Raw genomic sequence first — 21,458 nt, forward strand, 5'->3', positions numbered from 1 at the left:
GCGGCCTACCTGAACGTGGACATGGCGGCCTCGCCGAACGGCGTAAGGTCATTCCACGACGGCGACGGGTCCGATTTCGGCGATGCCGGGCCGAACGGCTCCCAGGGGATCGAGGGAGTCTTCTTCCGGTTCTTCGAAAGCAACTCGCTGCCGGCGGAAACAACGCCCTTTGTCGAGGGCGACTCTGATTACGAACCGTTCCTCAGGGCAGGCATTCCCGGCGGCGGGCTGTTCACCGGCGAGGTGAAGTCAAAGACCGAAGCCCAGGTGCAGGCCTACGGCGGCGTGGCCGGCAAGAAACTCGATCCCTGCTACCACAGAGCCTGCGACACCATCAGCAACGCCAACGCCGACCTGCTCAAGGAAATGTCCGCCGCCATGGCCTACGCCACCATCGCCTACGCCGCCGGGAAGACGGGCTAGCGAAGCGCGGTTACTGCGGGCCGCCACATCCGGAGCCCCAGCGGCGCAACCGAAAGGTCCCCGGCGCGCCACCCCCTGAAGAGGGGCGGCGCCGGGGACCTGTAGCGCTGCCGATGTGCTGCACCCGTGTTCGGGACTTCCAACCGCGGGACCGACTGCGTCTTAGATTTCAGCTCCGGCCCGGCCGGACACGGCCTCGTTGGCCTGCCGGATTGCAGCGGGCGTGAACCGTGCCCCGGTGTCCGGGAATTCGGGCACGGCCAGACGCGCATGGGTGTGGATCTCCCGGACGGAGTCGCGGGTGTGCTGCGCGATCTCCTCCAGGGTGGTGACCCACATACCGTCCATCGACTTGACCCGGTCGATCAGCTGTTCCAGGGCCACGGCCTTGGACGGCCGGCCGGAGATAAAGGGGTGGTTGGTCAGTACGAAGCAGCTCCCGGCGGCATGGTGCGCCTCGGCCTCCAGCGTCCACATTTCAAGGACCTTGGCCGGGCTTTCGATCACCCCGCTCCCGGTGACGCCGGGATAGAAGGCGTACTGTTCCCAGTCGTCGAGAGCCCAGTCGACGGGGATCTCCACAAGGTCGCGGGGGTCCCCTTCGGCAACGCTGAAGCGGTAGGGGGCATCGCCGTCGAGCAGGCTCGAGTCATAGAGGAACCCGCGATCGGCGAGGAGCGTTGCGGAATGCCAGTTGAGCTCCCACCACGGGGCGCGGTAGCCGGTCGGCCGGACGCCCGCGGCCTTGGCCAGCGCGTCCAGGCCGCGGTCCAGGTACCGTGCCTCGGTGGCGGCGTCGATGCCCTGCATGGGTTCGTGCAGGTATCCGTGATGGGCAATCTCGTGGCCGCCGTCCGCGATCCGGCGGACCACATCCGGGTAGCAGTCGGCGGTGAAACCCGGGACAAAGAACGTCGCCTGGACGTCCTGGCGTTCCAGGATCTGCAGAAGGCGGGGAACGGCGACCTTGGGCCCGTAGGACTGGTGCGTCATGAGCGACATCCGCCGGGTGCTCTTTGGGTCATGGGCGATGGTGCAGGATTCGGCGTCGACGTCGAAGGTGAAGGATGCTGCGGCGCGGTGGCCGTCGGGCCAGGTGATGGGGTGGGCGGCGTCAGGGAAGGCGGGGAAGTTCACGGGCAAATCTCCTGGCTAAAGAGCTAAAGGGTGGAGGGGGCGGTGGACGGGACCGGCAGGCCGGCCGCTTCGGGGGTGGATGAACCGGGAGTGGATGACTCTGATGCCTGTCCGGTACCGGCGTGGCCGGGAAGGAACTTGCGGTGGAACCGCGGCCCCAGAACGGCGTACGACGCCGCGCTGCACAGTCCGCCCGCGAGCCAGGACAAGTCCCATCCGCCCAGGGCGACGGCGATGGGTCCCTGCATGACCGGCACCAGTCCGTACATGAACAGCCAGGTGGCGAAAATGCCGACGAGGAGGGAGGCGATGCCTGCCGGGTTCACGGCCGGAAGGCGCTTGGTGCCGACGGCGTCGAAGAGCCTGACCGTGTCGGCGGGCCAGCGCTTCTCGATCCAGAAGTAGTGGACCAGCATGACCCCGCCCCAGGCGGCCACCCAGGCGACCAGCCCGATCAGCCAGGCATCCAGCACGGAGGCGAAATCCTCCTGGAAGATGAAGAAGATGACGGCGGCGAGGGAGAACACTCCGACGAAGAGGTTTAATTTGCGCCGGCTGATGGAGATGTCCAGCGCCTGCGTGGCTACGGAAAAGGTGTAGATGTTCAGGATGTTGGTCGCGATCGGGCCATGCAGCACCATGAGCAGCACCGGAAGGGCAAGGGCGCCAAAGTTCTGCACGATGAGCTTGCCGGGGTCGATTTCCCCCGTGTTGGTGGCCAGGCTGGCCCCCAGGATGCCGAGCCAGACGACGGGGATGAACTGGCCCAGCACGGACGCGAGGTAGACCCTGCGCTTGGGCACCGAAGTGCTGACGAAGCGGGAGTAGTCCGCGGCGTAGGTGAACCAGGTGATGCCCCAGCCGATGCCGATGGCCGTCATGACTGCGCTCATCGCGGCGATGCGTTCGGAGCCTTCCAGGACGTGGCCCGCGGGGCCGGCGTAGGTCCAGTTGATCTTCATGCCGAACCACGCCACGGCCGACATCACCGTCAGGATGAGGATGGTCGGCGGGACGGTCCACTTTTCGAACGCCGCGATCGCTTTGTAGCCGAACCAGGCGATGGCGACCTGGGTTGCCATGATGACGGTGGCGACGCCGATCTTCCAGGCGTAGTTATGGGCCAGCGGATCAACCCAGCCCAAAGTTCCGAACAGCGCCATGACCAGGTCCAGGATGATCCAGGTGTTGACCGCACACCAGCCGATCACCAGGAGGGCTTGGATGGATGCCGGCAGGTAGTTTCCGCGCCGGCCAAAGGCGGCGCGGGCCAGCACCATGCCGGTCGCTCCCGTCTTTTGGCCCAGCAGGACAAAGCACCCGAAGAGCAGCATCCCGATGAGGTTTCCGAGGACCAGCACCGTGACGGTGTCCGCGAAGCCCAGGCCGAGTTGGATGCCCAGCGCTCCAAGCACCCAGTTGATCGGGGCGAGGTTGGCGCCGGCCCAGATCCAGAACTGGCCGGAGACCTTTCGGGTCCGCTGTGATTCGGGGATGGGCTGGAGCCACGCTTCGTGGTCTACGTGGTCTACGCTCGCCTCCGGCGCGGTGCCGGCTGGGGCCGCAGGGGATTTCTGACGCATATGGAGCCTCCGAGGGTGTGTGGAATTCCTCAAGATTATGTGTCCGACGCCACATTCCACTATATACAATGTGTCTAAATAAACGCAGAGCAACGCGACGGAGTGTAATGTCCATACGTCTTGAAGATGCCTTGAAGCATCCGTCTCTGGCTGCCGCCGATCCCGTCATCCGGGCAGGGGCGAAGGCCGCCGCCCACGCGCAGCTTCGGTGGATCCACTCCAGTGAAATTATTGACATCGCGCCCCTGCTGGCCGGCGGGGAACTGCTGCTGACGGGCGGGGCAGCCCTTGCCCTCGCCTCTGAGGAGCGGCAGGTCAACTACATCCACCAACTTGCAGAGCGGGGCATTGCAGCCGTAGCCATCGAAACCGGGAATGCACTTCCGTCCCTGCCGTCCTCCATGGTGTCCGCCGCCGAAGCAGCCGGCTTGCCACTGATCGAGCTTCGCGCGGTGGTGCCGTTCGTCGGGGTCACGCAGGCCATCAACTCCATGCTGGTCAGTGATTCGGTATCACAGTTGCGGCGGGCCGACGAGGCCAGTCACGCGATGGCCGTCGAACTGGCGCACGGCGGCGGCCTGGACCGGATACTGGCGGTCCTGGCCGGCATCACCCATGCCGAGGTGACCCTGATGTCGATATCGGGTGCGACCCTGGCCAGCGCCAGCGCCGGGCAGGCCCACGCTGCCGACGGGGACGACGCTGACGCGTCCTCCCCGGAACCGCAGGAGCAGGGCCGCCTGATCCACATCGACGTGCCGATCCGGGGCATCCTCGCGGCGCAGCTGCTGCTCCGGGTCCCGGCGGACGAGGACCAGAACCTGGCCCGCACAGCCGGAAACCGCTCTGTGGACATCCTGGCCTTGGCACTGCTGCAGCGGATGTCTCCCGGACTGAAGGAAGTTGCTGGGGCGGCCCTGCTTCGCGCAGTTGATTCAGGCAGCCAGGCCTGGCGGCTCCAGCAGCTGGCTTCGGCGGCCGGGATCCCGCCGGCTGCCCCGCTTGTGGCCATCGTGATCCGGTCCGGCATGCTCCAACACCTCCGGGGGTCCGTGGAGCACCTCCTGGCCCGGCCGGGTCAGCCCAGCGCCACCTATGTCGATAACGCCGAGTTCATGGCAGTGGCAGTCGTCGCTGGCGATGCCCCGGCCGAAAGCCGCCAGGCTCTGCTGGCCGGATTACGGGCCCTTCCCGCCCCGTCAGATACGCGGGTCGCCGTTGGCCCGCTGGCCGCCGACATTTCGAAAGCCCCTTGGTCCCTGTCGGAAGCCAGGCTCACCCTGGATCTGGCGCACGCGCTGGGACAACCACATGCGGGAAGCCAGGGCACCCGCAGTCCCGTGATCGATTGTGAGGCATTCGCCGTCGAACGCCTCGCTGTTGGCAGCCTGGACGCTGATCAGCGGCGGAACTTTGTGCGCCAGCAGCTGGGCGCGCTTCTTGATCATGACGCGCAACGCAGTTCACGGCTGGTGGGCACCCTGGCCACCTGGCTGGACTCCGGCTGCAATACCGCCCAGGCAGCCAGGGAGCTGCACCTGGAGCGTCAATCGATGCATCAGCGGCTGCAGCGGATCTTCGAATTGTGCGACGGCGACCCCCGGCGCACCGGCCGGCTCGCGGCGCTGCACCTGGCCACGCGGCTGGCCCCGCTCGATTGACCGGACACCGGCAGGGGGTGAGACCGGACAGGGGCGTCCGCGTCAGCCGCCGGCCCGGGGCGCGCGGCCGCCCAGGCGGGTGGTGACCTTGTGGGCCGCGGCTGCGCAGGCTTCACCCAGGCTCTGCAGCCGCTCCGGCGAGACGCGGAACCGCGGCGCCGGAATCAGGACGGCCGCCGCGACGTCGCCGCGGTGACCGTAGACGGGGGCGGACACACCCACTTCATCGACGGAGGATTCGCCGTAGTTGACGGCCCAGCCCCGCTCAGCCACATCCTTGAGCCTGGCCTGGTAGCCGTCCAGGCCGGCATCATCGAGCCCCGGATAGCCGATCTCCCCGCTGCGCAGCAGGGTACGGACACGCTCGGCCGGCTCGGCGGCCAGGAAGACCTGCACCGAGGCGCTCATGGCGTCCCTGTAGCGTGCACCCAGCGGCGTGGTGTGCTTGATCTGGTGGTGGCTGGCGATCTGCTCCACACACATCGATTCGGCACCGTTCCAGACCATGAGGGCACTTGTTTCGCCGGTCTGTTCGGCGAGTTCCCGCAGGACCGGGTACGCCACACGCCGTTCCTCCAGTTCGGCCAGCAGCGGTCCGGCGACGGCGATGAGCCCCAGCCCCAGCCGGAAGCGGCGGGTTTCCGGGTCCCGTTCCACCAGGCGTTCCTGTTCGAAGGTGGCCAGGATCCGCGAAACGGTGCTTTTGTGCAGGCCCACGCGGTTGGCGATCTCGGTGACTCCGAGCAGCGGCTCGTCGGCGGTGAACGTTCGCAGCACGGCAATGGCGTTGACTATGACGGACGTGCCCTTGGTGTCGCCGTTTCCGCTGGCCAGGGGAGATTCTGCTGGGGTCATGGTGCCTACCATCATTCCGTATGAGTGCCGAAAGCGGCGCCACGTCGGACGTGGCGCCGCTTCTTTGCCGTCTTTGCAGGGGCGTGGACCGGTCAGGCGCCCACAATGTTGTGCTCGGGACCGAAGGGGAACTTCGTGATGTTCTCGGCTCCGTCGTCGCCGACCACCAGGATGTCGTGCTCGCGGTAGCCGCCGGCGCCGGGCTGGCCGTCCAGGACCGTGATCATGGGTTCCATGGAGACCACCATGCCCGGCTCGAGCACCGTGTCGATGTCCTCACGGAGTTCCAGTCCGGCTTCCCGGCCGTAGTAGTGGCTCAGGACGCCGAACGAGTGCCCGTAACCGAACGTCCGGTTCGCGAGGAGTCCGTGTCCCACGTAGATCTCGTTCAGCTCGGCGGCGATGTCCTTGCAGACGGCTCCCGGCTTGATGAGCTCGAGGCCGCGCCGGTGGACTTCGACATTGATGTTCCACAGCGCCAGGGAGCGGGCGTCGGGTTCGCCGTAAAACAGGGTGCGCTCCAGCGCGGTGTAGTAGCCGGAGGTCATCGGGAAGCAGTTCAGGGACAGGATGTCGTGTTCCTGGATCTTCCGCGTGGTGGCCCAGTTGTGGGCGCCGTCGGTGTTGATGCCGGACTGGAACCATACCCAGGTGTCACGGATCTCGGAATCGGGGAAGGTCCGGGCGATCTCGTGGACCATGGCTTCCGTACCGATCAGGGCGACCTCATATTCGGTGATGCCGGCGGTAATGGCGTTGCGGATGGCCTCGCCGCCCAGGTCGCCGATACGGGCCCCGTGCTTGATCACCTCGATCTCTTCGGCCGACTTGATCATCCGCTGGCGCATGGCCGCCTGGGCTACGTCCACCAGGGTGGCGCTTTCGAAGGCTGCCTGGATTTTGTTCCGGTTGTCCAGCGGGAGCGAATCGTCTTCGACGCCGAGCCGGCGGGGGTTAATGCCCCGGGTCCGGAGCGCCTCCTGGATCGCGAAGATGTAGTTGTCCCTGCGCCAGTCCGTGTAGACCACGTTGTCGCCGAAGCTGCGCCGCCATGGCATGCCGGCGTCGATGTTGGCAGTGACCGTGACGGTGTCGTCCTTGGTGACCACCATGGCGTAGGAGCGGCCGAAGTAGGTGAAGAGGAAGTCGGAGTAGTACTTGATGGAGTGGTAGCTGGTCAGGACGACGGCGTCCAGGTCCTTCTCTTCCATGATCCGGCGCAGTCCGCCGAGCCGGCGTTCAAACTCATCATGTGAAAAGGTCAGCTTTTCTTTCTGGCCGTTGTGCAGGACTTTCAGGCGCTCCAGTTCGGCGATGGACGAAGCGTTGTCGGAGGTGATGGTCATCGTGGTCATACCTTTCTGCTGCCTTCGTTGCAGTCAGTGCAACGTTGTTGCATCAGATTAGGATGTGGAACCCGGTGCGGTCAAGACCCCCAAGTCTGCGCGCGGTCGCGAAGCGCAAGACAGTGGACAACCGCCGCCACCCGGCCGCACGCTCAACCGGCACAGCTGCCGGGTTGCAATGAGCGAGACGTGGTTGCGTCTAATGCTGCGCCTGCGGGATGGCTGTTAGTCTTCTTCAAGTGACCGTTCCCGGCCGCTGACCCACCGGGCCGCAGAGAAACCAGGCACCATGAACCACCGCGAAGCCGAAGCCGCGCCGGCTTACGTCCTAAGGGGCACCCTCGTGAGTGCAGGCGCGGTTACGCCGGACGGTGTGGTGGCGGTGGCCGGAGGCCGGATCGCCTACGCGGGGCCCGGCAGCGACTATGACGCCGCCCAGCTCCCCGACGCACAGGAGCTCCCGCTGCCGGACGGCGCTTCGCTCCTTCCCGGGCTGGTGGACCTCCACTGCCACGGCGCGGCGGGCGGCGGATTCCCGAACGGAAGTGACCTGGCCTGCCGGGAGGCGGTGGACTTCCTGCACCGCAACGGGACCACCACCCTGCTGGCCAGCCTCGTTGCCGCCTCCCGCGGGGAGCTGGTGCGCGCGCTCGGCGTACTCAGGGTCCTGGCGGCCGAGGGGCTGATCGCGGGCGTCCATTCGGAGGGCCCGTTCCTGGCCCGCGCCCGGTGCGGCGCGCAGAACCCGCGCTGGCTCCGCGACCCCGACCCTGAACTGTTGCGGGAAATGCTGGCAGCGGCCGGCGGCACCCTGAGGACCATGACCTATGCACCCGAGCTGCCCGGCGCCGGGGAACTGCTCCGGATCCTCACGGACCATGGCATCACGCCGTCGCTGGGCCACACCGATGCCGATGCCCGGCAGGTGGCTTCCTCGCTGGTGGAAGCCGCCGAGCTCATCGGCGGCGCAGCAGCGGGCTTCGGTCCGCGCGCCCGGCCCACCGTCACCCACCTGTTCAACGGCATGGCTCCGATGCACCACCGGAGGCCCGGCCCGGTGGCGTCGGGCCTGCGGCTGGCGGCCAGGGGGACGGTTGCCGTGGAGCTGATCGGCGACGGGGTCCACCTCGATCCGGAGACGGTCCGGATGGTGTTTGAGCTGGTGGGGGCAGCGAACATCGCTCTGGTGTCCGACTCGATGGCCGCCACCGGCCTGGCCGACGGCGACTACGAACTCGGTCCCTCGGAGGTGACGGTGCACGACGGCGTGGCCACCCTGCGGAGTAACGGCGCCCTGGCGGGTGGCACGGCAACCCTCCTGGAAGTTGTCCGCACCACAATTGCGGCGGGAGTCAGTCCCGCCGAAGCCGTCCTGGCGGCGACGCTGGTCCCGGCACGAGTCCTGGGCCTGGACGGCCAGATTGGCGCCCTCCAGACGAAAATGCGGGCCGACGTCGTCGCCGTCGGCCCGCATTTCGAACTACTGCGCGTCCTGCGCGGCGGCATAAACCTCAACGCCCCCGCCTGACCGGGTCCCCGCCTGCGGCGCCGCAGGCCGCGGTGCCTCTTTTGGCCGGCGGAGGCGGCCTGAGTCAGCTACGGTTTTCGCGGTGGGAGCCTTCCTGGGCGGAGTTTCCGCGCCCGCCGTTCCCGTTGCCGTTCTGGCCGTTCCCTTCGCGCTCGTACTGCTCACGGAGCTCGCGGCCCTTCTGGATGTCCTCGTCCTCCTTCGCCTGGAGCTTGTCGCTCTTCTTCGTGTCCCGGGGCGGCAGCTGGATGGTTTCCTCGGCCTTGATGCCGGCCTGGAGCTGCCGGCCGCGTTCCATCTCGGCGTCGAACTCCGCACCGAACAGCAGCGACATGTTCAGGATCCAGAGCCAGAGCAGCATGATGATCACGCCGCCGATGGCGCCGTAGGTCTTGTTGTAGTTGGCGAAGTTGGCCACGTAGAAGCCGAAGCCTAGCGAGGCGATGAGGAAAGCGACCAAGGCGATCAGGGAGCCGATGCTCATCCAGCGGATCTTCGGCTGTTTGACGTTGGGAGTGGCGTAGTACAGGATCGCGATGACCACGATCACCAGCAGCACGATCACCGGCCACTTCACGATGTCCCAGACGGTCACGAACGCCCCGCCGACGCCCAAGGCCCCGCCCACCGCTTGTGCCACCGGGCCGCTGAGCACCAGCATCGCGGCGAGCAGCGCGACGATCACCACGCAGAGCACCGTGACGGCAAGCATGGTTCCGCGGAGCTTGACGAAGCCGCGGCCTTCATCGATTTCGTAGATCCGGTTCATCGCACGGCTGAACGCACTGACGTAACCGGAGGCGGACCAGAGGGCCGTTACCAGGCCGATGACCAGGGTGAAGCCGGCCGCCGGGGAGGCGGTCAGTTCCTTGATCGGTCCGCTGATCGTGTCGATGGTGGAGCCAGGCGCGATGCCCTTCGCGATGTCCAACAGCGCAGTGGTGGTCTTTTCCGCATCCCCGAAAATCCCCAGGAGCGACACTAGAGCCAGCAGGGCCGGGAAAAGCGATAGGACGGCGTAATAGGTCAGGCCCGCGGCCAAATCCGGGCACTGGTCCTTCGTGAACTCGCGCAGTGTCTTGCGGGCGATGTACTTCCAGGACGGCTTGGTGACATCGGTGGGGCTGTCGGGCTTGCTTGAGTCATCCGGCGCCGGCGCCGTAGACGCCTTCGCCGTGCTTGTTTCCGGAGCTTCGTTCGTAGCCATTTGGCCGTCCTTTCAGGGGTGATAAAGCCCGGGCCGCACCCCCTGCTGGGGGTGCGGCCCGGCCACAACTTAGGCGCAGGCCTTACGTGTTCTGCACGTGGTCCTTCGCGTCGGCGGCGGTGGCCTTGACGTCGGAGACGGCCGCCTGGCCTTCTCCCTTGACGCGGTCAGCAGCATCGGCCGCTGTGGCTTTAACGTTTTCCATGGCTTCCTGGGCCGGTTCCTTCAGCCCTTGGGCCATATCCTTCGCGGCCTCTGTGAGCTCGGTAGTGACGGGTTCGGCGGCGCTCTTGAGGGCGTCTGCCGCTTCGCGTTCCTTCTCGCTCGGCGGAATCAGGGAGGAGACCAGCAGGCCGGCGCCGAAGGCGATGAGCCCTGCCGCCAGCGGGTTGCCCTGAGTTTTCAAAGCAGCCTTATGCGGAGCGTCGGCGACAGCATTGCCGGCGTCGTGCAGGGTGGAACTCACGGCGGAGCCGGCGTCGCCGACTGCGGATCCTGCTTTGTCCGTTACCCGGTGGGTCTTGTCAGAGGTGTGATCGGCTGCCCCCATAACTTTCTCCTTCACTCCGAAGACGGCGTCTTTGACCTTGTCGGTCTGCCGGTGGACGATGTTGGACGGTGTTACTTTGTCGGCGACCGCGTCCACGTTGGTGCCGAGGCGTGCACGGGTGGCTTCAATGTCGGCGCGGATGGCGTCCGGGTTTTCACTCATCGTTGGTCTCCATTGGGTTTCAGGGTCGGTGGAATTTCCTGGATGGTTTCAGCGGTCTGGGGCATGCCCTTGATCGCTTTGAGTTCCTTGCGTCCGATTGAGGCCAAAATCGCGGCGATGATGCCCCAGATGATCGCAACGACGACGGCGGACCAGCCCAAGCCGATCAGCAAACCGAGGGCGTACCACAAGGCAATTGACAGGAAAAGGAGCACGAAGTGGCCGGCGACGCCGGCGCCGGCGAGCATGCCGGCGCCTTTGCCTGCCTTGGTGGCGGACTGCTTGGCCTCTGCTTTGGCGAGTTCCACTTCCTGTCGCATCAAGGTGGAGAGATCCCGGGTGACATCACCGAGGAGGTCTCCTAGCGAATTAGCGTCCGCTTTGGCATGGGCGGCTGTGGGAGGGGTCTCCGGTATCTGGCTGCTCACAGGTGACGCCCTTCACCTTCGGCGAGGGGGTCATCCACGTCGCGCAACGGAAGCTCGGCGGCGGTTCCGCCCGGAAGGTTCTGTGCCGAGGCCGGCCCGGTGCCCGTCTGTGCCGGCACGCCGTAACCGGTGCCGCCGTAAACGGGCGCTCCCGCGGTTGTCTCGTCATAGAAGGGCTCCCCGACGCCCGCGCCGACAACACCCTCTGCGATCGGCGGCTGGATTGGCTGGGGCGGCAGGGCCGTCCGAGCTGTCGTGGAAGTGGCGGGAGCTCCGGCCTGGAGGCTCCTGCCCAGGCGTCCGGCGAGCACGCCGGCGCCGGCGGCCAGCAGCAGGAACGTTCCCGGGCGCTGGCGGGCAAAGGATTTCACTTCGTCCAGGAGAGAGCCCGGGTCCCTGTTGTCCAGCCAGGTGGCCACGGACTCGGAGCGCTGCGCGGCTTGACGGATAAGGTCCGAGGCGACGCCCTGCTGGTCCGGGGCATCGGCCATGGAGTGCAGTTGTGAGGAGACCGTGCGGAGGCCTTCGGCAGCCTTTTGCTGCTGGGCCCCTGCCTGACTCGTCAGGTCTGATTTCGCCTGGTGCAGAAGGTCCTTGGCACTGGTCTTCGCTTCCGAAGCCACGTTCGCGGCCTCGGCCTTCGCGGTGCCCGCCACGTTCTGGGCTGCATCGGCGGCTTGGCCAGCGACGTTCGAAGCTTCTTCCTTCGCGGCGTCCTTCTTGGTAGAGGCGCCCTGCGTGGTAGACAGCGGGGTTGTTGCAGCGGTTCCGGCGTAGACGTCGGGCTCGGAATACGGCTCAGGCGTCTGCGGCCATTGGTTCTCTGTCATCATTGCTCTCTTTCAGAAAGGTTAGCTGGCGATCAAGAACCAGCAGTGCTGGATCAAACAGTAAGCAATGTTACTAAGTAGATAGTAAGCACGCTTGCTACCCGATGCGCAAGACGCAGTGTGCCTGACTTTTCTATTTCCCCGGCCGGGCAGGCCATGGCAAGCGGGACACGCCGCACGAGGCCCCTGGTGCCGGACGGAAAGTTTTTAGACACGCTTGCCAAGCAGTTACTAAGCATGCTTATGGTGGGTAGGTGCAGTGTCCTGCAGCGCGGCGTTGCCACCTTTAGACCACACCCGAGATCCAAGGAGACACCATGCTCACCAAGGAACACATCGACGAACTGCTCAAGCGCGACGGAAACGTACTTTCCACCGACGGGGACAAGATCGGCTCCATCGGACAGGTGTACGCGGACGACGCGGATGGCCAGCCAACCTGGGTCACGGTCAGGACGGGCCTGTTCGGCACGTCGGAGTCGTTCGTTCCGCTCCAGAACGCGCGCCTGGAAGGCGACGACATCGTCGTCCCCCACACCAAGGCCCAGATCAAGGACGCCCCCCGGGTGGAGTCCGACGGTCACTTGGACCCCGCGGAGGAAGACCGCTTGTATGACCACTACGACCTCGGTGGCCTGAACCAGACCTACACCGACGCGACAACCGGAGAATACGCAAATGACGGCGGCGCCGCCGGCTTCACAGCTGGCGGGCGTTCGGAGCGCGAAACCGTGGGACGCGACACCTCGGGGCCCACCACGGATGATGCCATGACCCGGTCCGAGGAACGCCTCAATGTCGGCACCGAACGGCAGGCAACCGGGCGGGTGCGGCTGCGCAAATACGTCACCACTGAGAACGTCACCCAGACCGTTCCGGTGCAGCGTGAAGAAGTGCGGATCGAGCGTGAGCCGATCACCGATGCCAACCGGGCCGAAGCTCTGTCCGGTCCGGACATCAGCGATGAGGAACACGAAATCACCCTCCACGAGGAGCGTCCCGTTGTTGAGAAGGAGGCCGTTCCCGTTGAACGGGTCCGACTCGACAAGGAAACCGTGACCGATGAAGTCACCGTCGATGAGCAGGTCCGCAAGGAACGCATCGAAACCGATGGCGTCGACGACGACACACGCCGGTAGGAGCTGAGCATGCAGTCAGGGCCAGGCGAATCCCTGGCCCTGACTGTGTCGTTCACGTTGGCCCAGCATCATCCTCGACCGGAAGGGCCTCACCGATGAGCCGCGATTCTGAACGGCCGCATCTGCGGGACAGCTACAAACTACTTACAACGGCGGCCCGACTAATCCAGCGCCGTCAGGAACAGGCGCTGGCGCCCCTGGGCCTGACGCGAGCCGCCGTCATCGCCCTCGAGGCCGTGGCCTCCCATCCCATGAACCAGGAACAATTGGCGGCGAAAGTCCACGTCCAGGGCCAGACGCTCGGCCGGGTCCTGGCCCGGCTGGAATCGCAGGGCCTTGTCACCAGAACCCGGAATGCGGCCGACCGGCGCCAACTCCAAGTGAAACTGACCCACGCGGGCAAGACCGCCCTGAACGCGGCCCGGCAAGCGGAGGTCGACGCGTTTCCGGCCGCCAGGGACGACGACGGCTGGGATGCATTGCAGGAACAACTGACGAAATTCATTGACTCGTTCCAGGCTCCGCAGCCGGTCGAACCGGCCCATGCACATTCCGCGGGTCCTGTGCCGGAAGGCACGCCGGACCGGGGACTGCCTCCGGCATCCCAGCCCGGGCACGTGCACAACACGCGGTGGTTGACCCAGGTCAAGACTCCCCACCCGGACGCCGAACGCGTGCCCACCCGCCCGGCACCGGGCCAGCAGCCCGGGAGATTGGACCGCCCCGACGGTCACTGACCGAAGCGGACGGTTAGGAAGGCAAGTGTGCGTCGAAGAATCAGCAGGGCGTTTGGCTCCGGCTTTGCCGGGGTTTTCCGCACGATCAAAGCTGTGCGGCCCGGCAGGCCCATACACCCCGAAGGTGTGCGGCTGACAGGAACCCTCGAACGTCACGGCGCCTCCTCGGGCGCGGAGTGGATCGATACCGCCGGCACGGACCCAGTGACAGCCCGGCTCTCCCGTTCCCTCGGCCTGCCCGGCCGGTGCCCCGATGTCCTGGGCCTGGCGCTGCGTTTCACCAACGACGGCACCCCCTCAGACGTCCTGCTGGCCTCGACCGGGGCATCACGTGCCGGACGGTTCGCCCTCACCCTCCGACGAAACGCCGCCGCGGGCGTGTTCAGCTCCCTCATGCCCTACAAGACTGCGTCCGGTCCCCTCCTATTGGCCGCCCGCACGGTCTCGGCACCCGGGCCACTCTTGGCAGAGCCACAGACTTTCCGCTCTGACCTCGGTCAGAACGCCTGGGTACTGGGCCTCTACTACGCCCGCCCCACCGGGCACTGGGTCGGGTTCGGAACACTCACCCTTGGAGCCGGCGGCGCCCCGGACACGTCCGAACGGTTCGACCCGGTGCTGAACACCCTCCCGGGCACAGGCACCTACGACTGGGCCGCCCGGCTGCGCGAACCCTCATACACCGCAGCCCGCCAGCCCGCACGCCGGTAGGGTCGGGCCGCTCCGCCGCCCTGCCCTTGGCCTTCCGGGTTTTCCCCAACCATTCGGTGCACCGATACGGGGTGGACTAACAGTGCTGTCGTCCGGAATCAAGCATTGCTTAATAAGCAGCCTTATGGTCTGCTACTGCTGAGCCTAGCCACGGGCTTTTTCGACCGCTCCGGACCGGGGACGACGAGATGACGCATAAACCCGCGGCGGCCGGGCGGGCGGGCGCAAGCCAGCTCCGCCGGGCCCTCCTCGATGACTTGGTATTCGAACACATGGATCTGGCCGAGGCCCTTGCCCGCCGCTACGTCGCGCCGGGGAGGGAGCATGCCGACCTGCTCCAGGTTGCGTACCTCGGCCTGGTCAAGGCCGCCCGGGGCTTCGACGCGGAACGCGGCGGGGGGTTCCCGGCGTATGCGGCACCGACCATCAGAGGCGAGCTCAAACGCTATCTCCGGGATCGCTGCTGGATGGTGCGTCCGCCGCGGCCGGTCCAGGACCTGCGGTCGGAGATCCTGTGGACAGAACCTGAAATGACGCAGCGGCTGGGGCGCAGGCCCACGGATGGCGAGCTCGCAGCTGAGCTGGGGACAGACGCGGCAGCTGTGCGGGAAGCCCATGCCGCGGCGGCCAGCATGCGCCCTGATTCGCTCGATGCGGTGGACCACCAGGGGCAGGGGGCGGCTCGTCCGGATGTCCCGGCGCCGCTTCGAGAAGAACCGTGGGAGCGTTTGGACCAGGTGCTGTGCCTGCGGCAGGCGATCTGCGAGCTCGCCGCCGACGATCGGGAGCTGCTGTACCGCAGGTATTTTTGCGAGGACAGCCAGGCAGATCTCGGCAAACGGTTCGGTGTCTCGCAGATGCAGGTATCGCGCCGGCTGGCCCGCGTGCTCGTGGCCCTTCAGCGCCGGCTGCTGGAGCCCGACGCGGGCAGTGCAAGCCTGCCGACGGCGTCCAGCACCTCCCCCACCGAGACGCCGAGCAGGGCCGGGTCAGGATCGGAGGCGAAGGGATCTCCCCGCCGCAGCTCCGGCCGTTCAAGCACAATGTGACCACCGGCGGAACCTCCTGGTCTCCGGCCCTCCCGGTTCTGGCCGGTGCAGGGAGTCCAATACGCGGGACCGTCGCTGTCCGCGAAGGGGGTCCAAATAATGGGGTTTAGCAAAAAGGTTTAGCAAAGGGGTTTAGCTGCGCCCGTTTCGGGGAACGGGCGCAGTATGGAAAGCCCACGGAGGCTCCCGCTGCTGGCGGCACTGTTCGACAGGGACGGCACCTTGGTCTGTGATGTGCCGTACAACGGTGATCCAGACCTTGTGCGGGCGATGCCGCACGCCGGGGATGTGCTCCGGCGGTTGCGCTGCCTGGGCCTGCGCACCGGGGTCCTGACGAACCAGTCCGGCGTATCCCGCGGTCTCCTGACACCAGCGCAGGTTGACGCCGTCAACGGCCGCGTCGAGGAACTGCTGGGGCCGTTCGATCTCTGGGAGGTCTGCTTCCACGGCCCGGAGGACTCGTGCCTGTGCCGCAAACCTGCCCCCGGCATGATTCTGACTGCCTGCCGCCGGCTCGGCGTCGAACCCAGCCAGACGGCCTATGTCGGCGACATCGGCACAGACGTCGAGGCGGCCGCGCGGGCGGGGTCCTGGGGGATCCTGGTGCCCACGGCCGTGACATTTGAAGATGAGATCGCGGCGGCAGCCACGGTGGCCCCGGATCTGGAGGGCGCACTCGAACTGATCGTGGCGGCGATCGGGCAGGAGGACCAGCGGTGAGCCGCGTACTCGTGGCCCGGCTGGACAGCATCGGCGACGTTCTTCTCGCCGGCCCCGCCGTGCGTGCCGCGGCCAACGGCCCGGACCCGGACGGGACATCACCCAACGAGGTCGTCTTCGTCTGCGGCCCGCAGGGCGAAGCCGCCGCGGCGTTGCTCCCCGGCGTCACGGAGGTCTTCGTGTGGGACTGCCCGTGGATCGCCAACCCGCCTCCCCCGGTGACGCGTGGGCACTTCGAGCAGTTCGTGGACTTCGTCCGGAACTCGCGCATCACAGAGGCCGTGATTCTGACGTCGTTCCACCAGTCGCCGCTACCGCTGGCACAGCTCTTGCGGCTCGCCGGCGTCTCCCGGACCGTGGCGGCGTCCACGGACTACCCTGGTTCGCTTCTGGACATCAGGCTACGTCCCGGAGAGGATTTTCCAGAAGACCAGCCCGAGGCCGAACGCGCGCTGGGCATCGCCCGGGCCGCCGGCTACAGCCTTCCCCGTGGTGACGACGGCCGGCTGAGGATTTCGGAGGTTCCCGACGTTCATGGCCTCGCCGGCGAGGGGCCGTATGTGGTGGTGCATCCCGGAGCGTCGGCGCCGTCGCGTGTCTGGCCGCCGCTGCACCATGCCGCGGCCGTGGAACTGCTCGAAGGTGCCGGGTACCGGGTGGTGGTGACCGGACAGCCCAGCGAGACGGCCTTGACCGCGACCGTCGCGGGACCGGCGGCGCTGGATCTTGGCGGCCGCACCGACCTGAAGGCCCTCGCCGGGGTCATTGCCGGTGCCGACGTGCTGGTCACCGGAAACACCGGGCCCGCCCACCTGGCCGCCGCCGTCGGAACGCCGGTGGCCTGCCTGTTCTCCCCCGTCGTTCCCGCGGTTCGTTGGGCTCCCTTCGGCGTGCCGTTGGAACTGCTGGGTGACCAGAACGCCCCGTGCAGGCAGACCCGCGCCCGGGACTGCCCTGTGCCGGGCCACCCGTGCCTGAGTTCGGTCTCCCCGGAACAGGTCATGGAGGCAGTGGAGCGGCTCATCAGGGGCGTTTCGTCGCTGGCCACACGGCGAAAGGTCCGCCGGTGAGGATTCTGCTCTGGCACGTCCACGGGTCCTGGACCGACGCCTTCGTCCGCGGACCGCACTCGTATCTGCTCCCGTCCCTGGCCGCGGGGGGTCCGTGGGGCCTCGGTCGTGCGGGCCGCCCGTGGCCCGAGTCGGTACAGGACGTCGACCTCCGCAGCCTTGATCCAGACAGCGTGGACGCCGTGGTCCTCCAGCGACCGGAGGAAATAGACGAGGTGGCCCGCGTCCTGCACCGCAGGCCCGGGCACGACCTTCCCGCGGTGTACGTAGAGCACAACACGCCCAAGGGCCACATTCCCGCCACCGTCCATCCGCTGGCGGAGCAGCGCACCATCCCGCTGGTCCACGTCACGCACTTTAACGCCCTGATCTGGGACAACGGCGCCGCGCCGGTGGTGGTCATCGAGCACGGCATAAACGATCCCGGGTACCTCTATACAGGCCAGACCCCGGAGCTGGCGGTGGTGGTGAACGAGCCGGTGCGCAGGGGACGCGTGACGGGCACGGACCTGCTGTCACACTTCGCCGCGGCGGCCCCGCTCCAGGTTTTCGGCATGGGCGGAGCGGAACTGCAGGAGGCCACAGGAATCCCCGCCTCCCGGCTGCGCATTGGCGGCGATCTGCCGGGCCCCCAGCTCCACGCCGCCGTCGCCCGGTGCCGGGCGTACGTGCATCCGCTGCGCTGGACGTCACTGGGTTTGGCGCTGCTGGAAGCGATGCACCTCGGCGCTCCCGTGCTGGCCTTGGCCACGACCGAGGCCAGCCGGGCCGTCCCCCCGGACGCCGGTGCCATTTCAGCAAACGTCGACGAACTGGTCAGCGCCGCGCGGTTCCTGCTCCGTCACCCGGAGGAGGCCAGGCGACGCGGCCTCCAGGCTCGCGAAGCCGCCCTGTCCCGCTACGGGCTGGCCCGCTTCCTCAACGACTGGGACTCGCTGCTGAGCGAGCTGCCCCTACGCCCGCACCGATCCGTGCGGAGCCTCAGACAGGCCGGAGAGAGGAGCACCAGGTGAAAATAGCCATGGTTTCGGAGCATGCCAGCCCGCTCGCCGCCCTGGGCGGAGTAGATGCCGGCGGGCAGAACGTCCACGTTGCCGCGCTGTCCGCAGCCTTGGCTGGCCGGGGCCACGACATCCGGGTGTACACCCGCCGGGACGATCCCGCACTGCCGGATCGCGTCCGGGTCCAGCCGCGGCTTGAGGTGGTCCACGTCAATGCAGGACCCCCCTGCGCGGTGCCGAAGGATGAACTCCTGCCCTTTATCGGCGACCTCGCGGCCGGAATCGGCAGGGACTTTGAGAGGGTGGCACCGGACATCGTCCACGCGCACTTCTGGATGTCGGGGCTGGCAGCACTCGAGGCGGCAGCGGCCGGCACCGGCCCGCGGGTCCCTGTAGTCCAGACCTTTCACGCACTGGGAACGGTCAAGCGGCGGCACCAGGGGAAGGCAGACACCAGCCCCGGGGAGCGCCGCTGGCTCGAACCTGCCGTCGGCCGTTCGGCGGACCGCATCATCGCGACGTGCTCGGACGAGGTCTTCGAACTCAAAGCCATGGGCATAGACGCCGCCAAGGTGTCGATCGCCCCCTGCGGCGTCGCCCTGGAATTCTTCACACCCGTTGGTCCGGCAGCGACCAGAAAACACCGCCACAGGATTCTTTCGGTGGGCCGGCTGGTCCCCCGCAAGGGCGTGGACACAGTGCTCCAGGCCCTTGCCCTGTTGCGGGACAGGGGCTTCCCGGACACGGAGCTGCTGATCGTGGGAGGAAAGGGAAACGCCGGATCCGGCGCCGATCCTGAAGCCACACGGCTTGCGCTGCTGGCAGCAGAGCTCGGGCTCGGCGAGCACGTGACGTTTCAGGGGCAGGTTCCGCGCGAAGATATGCCCGGAATCTTCCGCAGCGCCGACGCGGTGGTCTGCACCCCGTGGTACGAACCGTTCGGCATTGTGCCCCTGGAGGCCATGGCCTGCGGCATCCCCGTCGTGGCCGCGGCAGTTGGGGGCCTCGCGGACACCGTTCTCGACCAAGCCACCGGCATCCACGTGCCGCCCCGCTGTCCGGAAGCCACCGCCGACGCCCTGGCCATGTTGCTGTCCAGTCCACGGCTCCGGCAGGAACTTGGGGCTGCCGGCAGGACCAGGGCGGCGGCCCGCTATTCCTGGGACCGGGTGGCCGCGGACTCGGAGAAGGCCTACCGGCTGACATTGGCGGCGCGCGCTGCAGGCAGCAGCACGGCGGCACTGAAGGGGGCGGCGCTGTGAGCATCTCTTGGACCCGCGCCGACGCGGCCCCGGCACCTGCTCCGCCGTCGACCGCCGACGGCAGTTTGGCGGTCGTCGAGTCCCATCTGGACGACGTACTGCCGGCACTGTCCTCGCTCCGCGGCCACGCCGGGCGGCTGGCCGCGTGGGGCGAGGAGCTCGCCCGGCGGCTCCTGGGCGGCCACCGCCTCCTCGTCGCCGGCAACGGCGGGTCCGCCGCTGAGGCGCAACACCTGACCGCCGAACTGGTCGGGCGTTTCGACGGAGAGCGGGTGCCGTTCTCGGCACTTGCCCTGCACGCCGAGAGTTCGGCGATGTCCGCGATCGCCAACGATTACGGTTTCGAAGAGGTCTTCGCCCGCCAGGTACGCGCCCACGGCCGTGCCGGAGACATCCTGTTGCTCCTTTCGACGTCGGGCCGCAGCCCCAACCTGGCGCGCGCCGCCGAGGCCGCAAGCGGGCTGCACATAACGACGTGGGCGCTGACGGGGCGTGCCCCCAATCCCCTCGCCTCGCAGTGCGGGGAGGCAGTTGCGATCGACGCCGGACCAGCGAGCGCCCAAGAGTGCCATCTGATCGCGATCCACGCCGTGTGCCGCGCGTTCGACGCCCAGCTTGCCCGGCTCTCGCCGGGATCGATCAGCGAGCGACGGTCATGAAAATCACCGTGGTGGGCGACGTGCTGCTCGATGTCGACATTGAGGGCGAGACGACCCGGCTCTGCCCGGACGCCCCCGTCCCGGTGGTGGATGTCGCCGCCGTCCGCCGCCGCGCCGGCGGCGCGGGCCTGGTGGCCAGCATGCTGGCGGACGACGGCCATGAAGTCAGTCTGGTCACCGTCCTTGCGGGCGACGAGGCCGGCCGCACGCTGGGCTCCTGTCTGGGCGCGGTCAGCCTCGTCGCAGGACCGTCCGGGCTGCCCACGCCGGTCAAGACCCGTGTGCGGGCAGCCGGCCGTCCCGTGGTCCGCTACGACGAGGGCTGCGGCGAAGTCCGCACCCCGGAAGTCACGGGGGCCATGCTTCGGGCCATCCGGCATGCCGCGGTGATCGTGGTGTCCGACTACGGCAGGGGCCTGACCAGCAATCCCCGCCTCCGGGCCGCCCTGGAACTGGCCGCAGCCCGGGTCCCGGTGATCTGGGACCCGCACCCCAAGGGCGCCGCGCCGGTTCCCGGGGCCGACGTCGTGACGCCGAACCTGGCAGAGGCCCGTGGCTTCCTGGCCGCAGCGGCGGGGCTGGACGGCTCCGCGGGGTCCGGCACCGAAAGCCCCGCCAGCCTCGCCCGGGTCCTTCGCCAACGCTGGGGTTCCAAAGCGGTTCTGGTGACCCTCGGCGAAGTCGGGGCGGAGCTCGCTGTGGCCGGGCTGCCGGGTCAGCGCATCGCCGCGCCCCGCGTGGACGTCGCCGACCCCTGCGGGGCCGGCGACAGGCTCGCCGCAACGCTTGCGCTGCACCGGGCACGCGGGCACGGGGTCGAGGAAGCGGCCGCCCTGGCGGTCCGGGACGCGGCGGCCTTCCTTGGCCGCGGCGGCGTCGAAACGCTCGGCAGGCATGGTCCGGGCGGGCCGCATCCGGCACCGGGCGGGCCCGCTGCCGCCGATCCTGTCAGCCTCGCCCGCCGCATCCAGGCCCGAGGGGGAACCGTGGTGGCGACCGGAGGCTGCTTTGACCTCCTGCATGCCGGCCACGCCCGGACACTCGCTGCCGCCGCGAAGCTTGGTGACTGCCTCATCGTGTGCCTGAATTCCGACGCCTCGGTGCGCCGGCTCAAGGGCCCGGAGCGTCCCATTTTGAACCAGGCGGACCGCAAGGAACTGCTGGAGTCCCTCGGCGCCGTCGACGCCGTCGTGGTGTTCGAGGAAGACACCCCGGAGGCCTGCCTCGCCCAACTCCGCCCGGACATCTGGGTCAAGGGGGGCGACTACGATCCAGCCAGCCTGCCGGAGGCGGCCCTGGTGGAAAGCTGGGGCGGCCGTTGCGCCATCGTCCCCTACCACCCCGCCCGCTCCACGACCGTACTCGCCCGTTCCTTGGCGCGCGTCAGCTGACTTTTCCCG

21 protein-coding genes are annotated in these 21,458 nt (G+C 67.8%); 13 read left to right on the forward strand and 8 right to left on the reverse strand.

Annotated features, from left to right (window positions below; all coding sequences use genetic code 11):
- Positions 1-423, forward strand: a 423-nt coding sequence (locus ACFVVK_RS08680; RefSeq protein WP_390265996.1) for a M28 family peptidase, incomplete at its 5' end; no start/stop codon positions are given.
- 162 nt (positions 424-585) lie between these two features.
- Here ACFVVK_RS08680 and ACFVVK_RS08685 read toward each other — a convergent pair.
- Positions 586-1,560, reverse strand: coding sequence for a polysaccharide deacetylase (locus tag ACFVVK_RS08685; protein WP_390265998.1), 975 nt, complete (start codon positions 1,558-1,560; stop codon positions 586-588).
- Between the two features lie 23 nt (positions 1,561-1,583).
- A complete protein-coding gene (locus ACFVVK_RS08690) occupies positions 1,584-3,143 on the reverse strand; it encodes a purine-cytosine permease family protein (protein WP_390266000.1) in 1,560 nt (519 codons plus the stop codon).
- 107 nt (positions 3,144-3,250) lie between these two features.
- Between ACFVVK_RS08690 and ACFVVK_RS08695 the strand changes: the two genes are divergently transcribed.
- Complete coding sequence (locus ACFVVK_RS08695) at positions 3,251-4,804, forward strand: PucR family transcriptional regulator (protein WP_390266001.1); 1,554 nt, start codon at positions 3,251-3,253, stop codon at positions 4,802-4,804.
- A gap of 42 nt (positions 4,805-4,846) precedes the next feature.
- Here ACFVVK_RS08695 and ACFVVK_RS08700 read toward each other — a convergent pair whose 3' ends face one another.
- A complete protein-coding gene (locus ACFVVK_RS08700; RefSeq protein WP_390266003.1) occupies positions 4,847-5,659 on the reverse strand; it encodes an IclR family transcriptional regulator in 813 nt (270 codons plus the stop codon).
- Positions 5,660-5,751: 92 nt separating this feature from the next.
- Positions 5,752-7,005 (reverse strand): aminopeptidase P family protein, encoded by a 1,254-nt coding sequence (locus ACFVVK_RS08705; protein ID WP_390266005.1) that lies wholly within the window; start codon positions 7,003-7,005, stop codon positions 5,752-5,754.
- A 289-nt stretch (positions 7,006-7,294) separates the two neighbouring features.
- Here ACFVVK_RS08705 and ACFVVK_RS08710 point away from each other — a divergent pair, with 289 nt between their 5' ends.
- On the forward strand, positions 7,295-8,533 hold the full coding sequence (locus ACFVVK_RS08710) for an N-acetylglucosamine-6-phosphate deacetylase (RefSeq protein WP_390266006.1): 1,239 nt from the start codon (positions 7,295-7,297) through the stop codon (positions 8,531-8,533).
- A gap of 64 nt (positions 8,534-8,597) precedes the next feature.
- Here ACFVVK_RS08710 and ACFVVK_RS08715 read toward each other — a convergent pair whose 3' ends face one another.
- From ACFVVK_RS08715 to ACFVVK_RS08730, 4 genes are all read right to left on the reverse strand, one after another.
- Positions 8,598-9,740: a YihY/virulence factor BrkB family protein gene (locus ACFVVK_RS08715; protein WP_390266008.1), complete on the reverse strand. Its 1,143-nt coding sequence runs from the start codon at positions 9,738-9,740 to the stop codon at positions 8,598-8,600.
- An 82-nt stretch (positions 9,741-9,822) separates the two neighbouring features.
- The gene (locus tag ACFVVK_RS08720; protein WP_390266010.1) at positions 9,823-10,452 is read right to left on the reverse strand and encodes a DUF3618 domain-containing protein; all 630 of its coding nucleotides are present in this window, start codon (positions 10,450-10,452) and stop codon (positions 9,823-9,825) included.
- Positions 10,449-10,880 carry a phage holin family protein gene (locus tag ACFVVK_RS08725; RefSeq protein ID WP_390266011.1) on the reverse strand — a complete coding sequence of 144 codons (432 nt, stop codon included), beginning with the start codon at positions 10,878-10,880 and terminating at the stop codon, positions 10,449-10,451. The genes ACFVVK_RS08720 and ACFVVK_RS08725 overlap by 4 nt, the downstream gene beginning before the upstream one ends.
- Positions 10,877-11,710 carry a hypothetical protein gene (locus ACFVVK_RS08730; RefSeq protein ID WP_390266013.1) on the reverse strand — a complete coding sequence of 278 codons (834 nt, stop codon included), beginning with the start codon at positions 11,708-11,710 and terminating at the stop codon, positions 10,877-10,879. The genes ACFVVK_RS08725 and ACFVVK_RS08730 overlap by 4 nt, the downstream gene beginning before the upstream one ends.
- A 317-nt stretch (positions 11,711-12,027) precedes the next feature.
- On the opposite strand from ACFVVK_RS08730, the gene ACFVVK_RS08735 reads away from it, so the two are divergent.
- From ACFVVK_RS08735 to ACFVVK_RS08780, 10 genes are all read left to right on the forward strand, one after another.
- On the forward strand, positions 12,028-12,849 hold the full coding sequence (locus tag ACFVVK_RS08735; RefSeq protein ID WP_390266015.1) for a DUF2382 domain-containing protein: 822 nt from the start codon (positions 12,028-12,030) through the stop codon (positions 12,847-12,849).
- A gap of 95 nt (positions 12,850-12,944) precedes the next feature.
- Positions 12,945-13,586 carry a MarR family winged helix-turn-helix transcriptional regulator gene (locus ACFVVK_RS08740; RefSeq protein ID WP_390266017.1) on the forward strand — a complete coding sequence of 214 codons (642 nt, stop codon included), beginning with the start codon at positions 12,945-12,947 and terminating at the stop codon, positions 13,584-13,586.
- Positions 13,587-13,613: 27 nt separating this feature from the next.
- The gene (locus ACFVVK_RS08745) at positions 13,614-14,297 is read left to right on the forward strand and encodes a hypothetical protein (protein ID WP_390266018.1); all 684 of its coding nucleotides are present in this window, start codon (positions 13,614-13,616) and stop codon (positions 14,295-14,297) included.
- A gap of 188 nt (positions 14,298-14,485) precedes the next feature.
- Complete coding sequence (locus ACFVVK_RS08750) at positions 14,486-15,346, forward strand: sigma-70 family RNA polymerase sigma factor (RefSeq protein WP_390266020.1); 861 nt, start codon at positions 14,486-14,488, stop codon at positions 15,344-15,346.
- A 165-nt stretch (positions 15,347-15,511) separates the two neighbouring features.
- Positions 15,512-16,066, forward strand: a complete 555-nt coding sequence (locus tag ACFVVK_RS08755; RefSeq protein WP_390266022.1) for a D-glycero-alpha-D-manno-heptose-1,7-bisphosphate 7-phosphatase — start codon at positions 15,512-15,514, stop codon at positions 16,064-16,066.
- Complete coding sequence (locus ACFVVK_RS08760; protein WP_390266024.1) at positions 16,063-17,136, forward strand: glycosyltransferase family 9 protein; 1,074 nt, start codon at positions 16,063-16,065, stop codon at positions 17,134-17,136. Before ACFVVK_RS08755 ends, ACFVVK_RS08760 begins: the two co-directional genes overlap by 4 nt.
- Positions 17,133-18,149: a glycosyltransferase gene (locus tag ACFVVK_RS08765; RefSeq protein ID WP_390266026.1), complete on the forward strand. Its 1,017-nt coding sequence runs from the start codon at positions 17,133-17,135 to the stop codon at positions 18,147-18,149. Before ACFVVK_RS08760 ends, ACFVVK_RS08765 begins: the two co-directional genes overlap by 4 nt.
- Positions 18,146-19,399 (forward strand): glycosyltransferase, encoded by a 1,254-nt coding sequence (locus tag ACFVVK_RS08770; protein ID WP_390266027.1) that lies wholly within the window; start codon positions 18,146-18,148, stop codon positions 19,397-19,399. The genes ACFVVK_RS08765 and ACFVVK_RS08770 overlap by 4 nt, the downstream gene beginning before the upstream one ends.
- The gene (locus tag ACFVVK_RS08775) at positions 19,396-20,058 is read left to right on the forward strand and encodes an SIS domain-containing protein (RefSeq protein ID WP_390266028.1); all 663 of its coding nucleotides are present in this window, start codon (positions 19,396-19,398) and stop codon (positions 20,056-20,058) included. Before ACFVVK_RS08770 ends, ACFVVK_RS08775 begins: the two co-directional genes overlap by 4 nt.
- The gene (locus ACFVVK_RS08780; RefSeq protein WP_390266030.1) at positions 20,055-21,449 is read left to right on the forward strand and encodes a PfkB family carbohydrate kinase; all 1,395 of its coding nucleotides are present in this window, start codon (positions 20,055-20,057) and stop codon (positions 21,447-21,449) included. The genes ACFVVK_RS08775 and ACFVVK_RS08780 overlap by 4 nt, the downstream gene beginning before the upstream one ends.
- Positions 21,450-21,458: the final 9 nt, after the last annotated feature.

The organism is Arthrobacter sp. NPDC058192, assembly GCF_042883665.1.
In the GTDB taxonomy this organism is placed as follows: Bacteria; Actinomycetota; Actinomycetes; order Actinomycetales; family Micrococcaceae; genus Arthrobacter.